Source organism: Nocardia sienata NBRC 100364, assembly GCF_001613205.1.
Classification (GTDB): Bacteria; Actinomycetota; Actinomycetes; order Mycobacteriales; family Mycobacteriaceae; genus Nocardia; species Nocardia sienata.
The window spans coordinates 142,905-149,297 of record NZ_BDBX01000038.1; the positions used below are offsets into that span (position 1 = coordinate 142,905).

General features: G+C 68.1%; 6 protein-coding genes. 5 read left to right on the forward strand and 1 reads right to left on the reverse strand.

The window, feature by feature from the left end:
- Nucleotides 1–57 precede the first annotated feature (57 nt).
- The gene (locus NS4_RS20980; protein ID WP_063061218.1) at nt 58–891 is read left to right on the forward strand and encodes a tRNA (adenine-N1)-methyltransferase; all 834 of its coding nucleotides are present in this window, start codon (nt 58–60) and stop codon (nt 889–891) included.
- A 73-nt stretch (nt 892–964) separates the two neighbouring features.
- Here the strand turns inward: NS4_RS20980 and NS4_RS20985 are convergent, their stop codons facing one another.
- Entirely contained in the window at nt 965–1,510 is a 546-nt protein-coding gene (locus NS4_RS20985; protein WP_063061219.1) for a nuclear transport factor 2 family protein, read from the reverse strand.
- 179 nt (nt 1,511–1,689) lie between these two features.
- Here NS4_RS20985 and arc point away from each other — a divergent pair, with 179 nt between their 5' ends.
- From arc to NS4_RS21005, 4 genes are all read left to right on the forward strand, one after another.
- Nucleotides 1,690–3,450 (forward strand): proteasome ATPase, encoded by a 1,761-nt coding sequence (arc, locus tag NS4_RS20990; protein WP_063061220.1) that lies wholly within the window; start codon nt 1,690–1,692, stop codon nt 3,448–3,450.
- 372 nt (nt 3,451–3,822) lie between these two features.
- A complete protein-coding gene (locus tag NS4_RS20995) occupies nt 3,823–4,842 on the forward strand; it encodes a hypothetical protein (protein WP_063061221.1) in 1,020 nt (339 codons plus the stop codon).
- Between the two features lie 18 nt (nt 4,843–4,860).
- A complete protein-coding gene (locus NS4_RS21000) occupies nt 4,861–5,226 on the forward strand; it encodes an arsenate reductase family protein (protein WP_063061222.1) in 366 nt (121 codons plus the stop codon).
- Between the two features lie 232 nt (nt 5,227–5,458).
- Complete coding sequence (locus NS4_RS21005) at nt 5,459–6,136, forward strand: TIGR00266 family protein (protein ID WP_063061223.1); 678 nt, start codon at nt 5,459–5,461, stop codon at nt 6,134–6,136.
- Nucleotides 6,137–6,393 lie beyond the last annotated feature (257 nt).

Sequence of the window (6,393 nt, forward strand, 5' to 3'; positions counted from 1 at the left end):
CACGGTGCCGCGCCCGGCGATCGCTCCGGGCGCAGTCCTCATCGTGAACGGAGATCCATGACGGCCAGACGGACCGGGCCATTCGTCGTCGGCGACCGCGTGCAGCTGACCGACGCCAAGGGCAGGCTGTACACGGTGCTGCTGGAACCGGGCAAACAGTTCCACACCCACCGCGGCGCCATCGCCCACGACGACCTGATCGGCGCCGACGAGGGCACCCTCGCGCACTCCAACAACGGCACGCCGTATCTGGCCCTGCGCCCGCTGCTGACCGATTACGTGATGTCCATGCCGCGCGGGGCGGCGGTGATCTACCCCAAGGATGCCGCGCAGATCGTGCACGAGGGCGATATGTTCCCCGGTGCCCGAGTGCTGGAGGCGGGGGCGGGATCGGGCGCGTTGACCTGCTCACTGCTGCGCGCGGTGGGATCGGACGGGGCGGTGGTGTCCTACGAGATCCGCGAGGACCACGCCGAGCACGCCGTCCGCAATGTGGAGCGTTTCTTCGGCGAACGGCCTGCGAACTGGCAGCTCACCGTCGGCGATGTGGCCGATTACACGGGGGAGCGGGTGGACCGCGTGGTGCTGGATATGCTCGCGCCCTGGGACGCGCTGCCGGCCGTATCGCGGGCCATCGTGCCCGGCGGGGTGCTGATCGTCTACGTCGCGACGGTGACCCAGCTCTCCCGGCTGGTGGAGGCCCTGCGGGAGCAGCAGTGCTGGACCGAACCGCGGTCCTGGGAGTCGATGGTGCGCGGCTGGCACGTGGTGGGCCTGGCGGTGCGTCCCGAGCACCGGATGCAGGGCCATACGGCCTTCCTGGTGAGCGCGCGGCGGCTCGCCGAGGGGGTCGTCACCCCGAAACCGCAGCGCCGACCCTCGAAGGGTTGAGCGGGAGCTACCGGCGGTCGCGGGACCACGGGGCCGATCACCGGCTCGCCGTGGCCCCGCGAGCCCGTGCGGATCAGGCGGGGGAGCAGGGGAGTTGCGCGAACCCGAACAGCACGCAGGCGCTCGCATCGGACAGCTTCCAGGTACCGTCCTCGTACTCCCAGGTCAGCGGCATGGGCGGTGCGCTCTGGCCGGAGGGGCTGGTGATGGTGGTCACCCCGGTGGCGGTATCACCGTCGACGGTGACCTCCCCGACCTGGTAGGTGATCCCGCGATAGGTCTGCAGGGCGGCGTTGAGTTTCTCGAGGATGTCCCGCCGGTTCTCGCCGTCGTCGATCAGCTTCACCTTCTCGTCCACCGGGACGTCCGGGTTTGTGATCTGCTCCAGGCCGGCCTGTAGGCTCTCCGCGGTGGGCGCGGCCGCGGTATCGCCGTGGTCGTGATCGTCCCCGTGGTCGTGCGCCGCGGCGCTGGTGGAGACCGCGACACTGCTGGAGGCGGCAGCATCGCCGCTGTCATCGTCGGACCCGCAGGCCGTGAGGCCCAGCGCCAGGGCGGCGGCCGCGGCGGTAGCCGCCGCGACGCGGGACAACCGCCGTGTCCGTGCGGGAAGTTGCATATCTGGCAACCTTTCGGCTAGTTGGTGAGCATGCCCACCGTAATTGGGTTAGGGCAGGCTAACATGGTTTGACCAGCGTATGGCCGCGGACCAGATGTGATCACGACGAAATCGTGTCGGACAGCGCAAACGGGCCGCGCCCGGTAGCGTTGATAGACCGGGACTGGGAGGAGCAGCACATGAGCCCCATCGAGAATTCGGATTCGGCGGCCTGGAGAGAACTCGAGGCAGTACGCGCCGAAGCGGCTGCACTCCGGAGGCAACTCGCCGACTCACCGGATCGCACACGGGAATTGGAAGCCCGTATCGATTCGCTGACCATTCGCAACACCAAGCTGATGGATACCCTGAAAGAAGCGCGGCAGCAACTCGTCGCGTTGCGTGAGGAGGTCGACCGGCTCGGTCAGCCACCGAGCGGATACGGGATTCTGATCGGGGTGTACGAGGATCAGACCGTCGACGTGTTCACCTCCGGCCGCAAGATGCGATTGACCTGCTCGCCGAACATCGACACCACGACCCTGGCCTACGGTCAGACCGTCCGCCTCAACGAGGCGCTGACGGTGGTCGAGGCAGGGATGTTCGACGCGATCGGGGAGATCGGCACGCTGCGGGAGATCCTCGACGGAGGCCGCCGCGCGCTCGTCGTCGGGCATGCCGACGAAGAGCGGGTGGTCTGGCTGTCCGGCCCCCTGACCAGACTCGCCGAGGCCGACGACCTGGACGATCCGGACTCGCCGATCCGCAAGCTGCGGCCCGGTGACTCCCTGCTGGTCGATACCAAGGCCGGATTCGCGTTCGAGCGCATCCCCAAGGCCGAGGTGGAGGATCTCGTGCTGGAGGAGGTCCCCGATGTCGGATACGAGGACATCGGTGGTCTCGGCCGCCAGATCGAGCAGATCCGCGACGCCGTGGAGCTGCCGTTCCTGCACAAGGATCTCTTCCGCGAGTACGCGCTGCGCCCGCCCAAGGGTGTGCTGCTCTACGGCCCGCCCGGCTGCGGTAAGACGCTGATCGCCAAGGCGGTGGCGAACTCGCTGGCCAAGAAGATCGCCGAGGCGCGGGGCGAGGATGCCAAGGAGGCGAAGTCCTACTTCCTGAACATCAAGGGCCCCGAGCTGCTGAACAAGTTCGTCGGCGAGACCGAACGCCATATCCGCATCATCTTCCAGCGCGCCCGGGAGAAGGCGTCGGAAGGGACGCCGGTGATCGTGTTCTTCGACGAGATGGACTCGATCTTCCGTACCCGTGGTTCCGGTGTCTCCTCGGATGTGGAGACCACCGTGGTGCCGCAGCTGCTGAGCGAGATCGACGGCGTGGAAGGGCTGGAGAACGTCATCGTCATCGGCGCCTCCAACCGTGAGGACATGATCGATCCCGCGATCCTGCGGCCCGGCCGGCTGGACGTGAAGATCAAGATCGAGCGGCCGGACGCCGAATCCGCGCAGGACATCTTCTCGAAGTACCTCACCGAGGAGCTGCCGCTGCACGCCGACGATCTGGAGGAGTTCAAGGGCGACAAGGTGGCCTGCGTCCGCGCGATGATCGAGCGGGTGGTGGACCGGATGTACGCCGAGAGCGAGGACAACCGCTTCCTGGAGGTCACCTACGCCAACGGCGACAAGGAGGTTCTGTACTTCAAGGACTTCAACTCCGGTGCCATGATCCAGAACATCGTGGACCGGTCCAAGAAGTACGCCATCAAGGCGGTGCTCGACACCGGTAATCCGGGTCTGCGGATCCAGCATCTCTACGATTCGATCGTGGACGAGTTCTCCGAGAACGAGGACCTGCCCAACACCACGAATCCGGATGACTGGGCCCGTATCTCCGGTAAGAAGGGCGAGCGGATCGTCTACATCCGCACGCTGGTCACCGGGAAGAACGCCAGTGCCAGCCGGGCGATCGATACGGAGTCGAACACCGGCCAGTACCTGTAACCGGCACAGTCACCGAGGCCGCGCTCCCCTGGGGGTGCGGCCTCGGTCGTTGCCGGGGTCCACCTGTGGGGGTACCGCGGGTCCACCCTGTGTCCGGCCGGATTCCACCGATCGGGGGACGCCGCAGCGGCGCCGTCGTGGATATGTTCCGGGGGCCAGGTCCACGAAGCCCAGGAGAATCCCCCGTGACCACGATGACCGAATCCGTCCCGCCACCGCCCGATACCGGCGCCGACCGCCCTTTCGCCACTGCCCCCGTACTCGGTGTGGCGGTCGTGGCGGCCGTCGTCCTGTTGTTCTCGGCGACCCGGTACGGCTATTTCGGCGACGAACTGTACTTCCTGGCCGCGGGCCGGCGGCTGTCGTTCGGCTATGCCGATCAGGGCCCGATGCTGCCCCTGCTCGTTCTTCTGGATCGCGGTGGTGGTGGGCTCACTGATCTTCGGTCCCCGCGATCTGGTGCGCCGGCCGCTGCTGTGGGCGGGCGGGCTGATCGTGCTGCTGGTGTCGGTGCCTTCCCTGGTCTGGCAGGGTCGGCACGGGTGGCCCCAGCTGGGTCTCGGCGCGGTGGTACGCGCGGAACAGCAGTACTCCGGCGGCCCGGTTACGTTCGTGCCCTTGGCCGTACTGCTCGCGGGAGCGCTGGGCGCGGTACTGCTGTGCTACGGCCTGTGGGCGCTGCTGCGGCACGAATCGCTGCGTCCGTACCGTTTCCTCGGCGCCGCCACGGTGCTGCTGCTCGTGGTTTTCCTCGTCTCCGGCGGCCGCGTCTACTACCTGGCCGGAATGTACGGGGTGCTGTTCGCGGCCGGCGCGGTCGCCCTGGCGGCGGCGGTGGAGCGCGCCGAGTCGGCCCGGCGCCGACGGGTCCTTCTGGGGTCGGGCGCGGCGCTGGTGGCGGTATCGCTGCTCCTGATCGCGGGATCCACGCCCTGGCAGGACCCCGCCGAGATCGCCCCGCCCGCGAACGATACCGAGGCGGCGCTGAACATCGGGCTGTACGGCGAGTTCGGCTGGACCGAACTCGCGGACGCGGTGGTGGCCGCGCACGGCTCGCTGACCCTCGAAGAACGGTCGCATTCCGCGGTCATCACCGAGAGCTACTGGCAGGCCGGCGCATTGGACCAGCTGGCGCGGGAACAACTGCCCGAGGTGCACAGTCCCTCGCGAGGTTTCGGATACTTCGGCGCACCCGCCGAATCGGTCACCACCATGGTGTGCGTGGGTGGCGACGAAGACCTGTTGCGTGCGCAGTTCGTGACCCTCGAACCGATCGGCCACGTCGATACCCGGCTCGGCTTCCTGGGCAACACCCGTGATGTCACGCTGTGGAAATGCGCGCAACCCCGGCGGCCGTGGTCGCAGGTGTGGCCGGAATGGATGCACCTGTAGCGGGCTACGCTCATAGCCATGAGCACTCCGGAAACCGAGATCTGGCACAACCCGCGCTGCAGTAAGAGCCGGGCCGCCGTGGCACATCTGGACGCCGCCGGGATCGAGTATTCGGTCCGCCGCTACCTCGACGATCCGCCTACCGTCGCGGATCTGCGCGCGGCGCTCGACCGGCTCGGTGCGCAACCCTGGGATATCACTCGCACCGGGGAGGACATCGCGAAGGAACTGGGGATGGCCGAGTGGGGCCGGACCGAGGCGGACCGGGACCGCTGGCTCGAGGCGCTCGCCGCGCATCCACGGCTCATCCAGCGTCCCCTTGTGTTCACCGCCGGGCGTGCGATCATCGCCCGTGATACGGATGCCCTGGATTCGCTGGGTTGAGCCGACGCGGTTTGCCGAGGGGTAGCGCGGATACGTGCGCGGGCCGGACCGCCCGGAGCGCGGGAACAGTCCGGCATTCGGTGTCCGGCTGTCGAGGGCCGGTCGGCCGTTCTTCACGCGGAGACGGCGGTGATCGGCCACCGCTGCGACCCGGTGAATGCGCATTCAGTGCCGGTGCGGACTGTCACCGGTACCGTGCGGTCACACCTCTTGGTGGCGGTAGTGTCGGCTCATGAAAGTTGAACTGCGGCACAACCCGTCGTCGACGGTTGCCCGGTGTGTCCTCGCGGGCGGTGAGCCGGTCCGCGTGGAATCCGGTGCCATGGTGGCGCATTCGGCGGGAGTGAGTCTGGAGGCCAAGGCCGAGGGCGGCATCCTGGCCGGTTTGAAACGGTCGATGCTGTCGGGCGAATCGTTCTTCGTCTCCACCTTCACCGCGCCGCAGCAGGGTGGCTGGGTGGATGTCGCGCCGTCGCTGCCCGGGGACATGCTCGCCCTGCGGATCGCCCCGGACCGGCCGTACTTCATCAGCCGCGGCGGCTGGATCGCCAATTCGACCGGCGTCCAGGTGGAGAGCAAATGGGGTGGTTTCGCCAACCTCTTCGGCGGTGAGGGCGGCTTCGGCCTGCGCGCGTCGGGTCAGGGCGAAGTCGTGGTCGGCGTGTTCGGGGCCATCGATGTCATCGATCTGGCGCCCGGCGAGCCGGTCACCATCGATACCGGGCATGTCGTCGCCTACGATCTGTCGATCCGGTTCACCATCCGGCGCGCGGTCTCCGGCCGCTCTTTCCAGTCGCTCAAATCCGGTGAGGGCCTGGTCTTCGACTTCGTCGGTCCCGGACGGGTTCTGCTGCAGACCCGCAATCCCAGCGCTTTCGCCTCCTGGACGGCCTCGGTTTCCTCCGGATAGGCGAAACCTCCCCTTCGCTCCGGCCGTCGTTTTATGCGTATTCCGCCTTAGCTCCGGCCGTGCGGAATATGCGTACCTCCGTCCTCGCTCCGGCCGTGCGGTGTCTGAGTGGCTCCGTGTCGGCTCCGGCCGGGCGCGGGCTGCCGATGGGCTCCCCCAACCGCGCCGATCCGGAGTACCTCCGCCTTCGCCCCGCCCGTGCGTCCCGGCGCAACCTCCGCGTCCGGCCCGGTGCGGCGGACCGCGGTGGCTGCCGT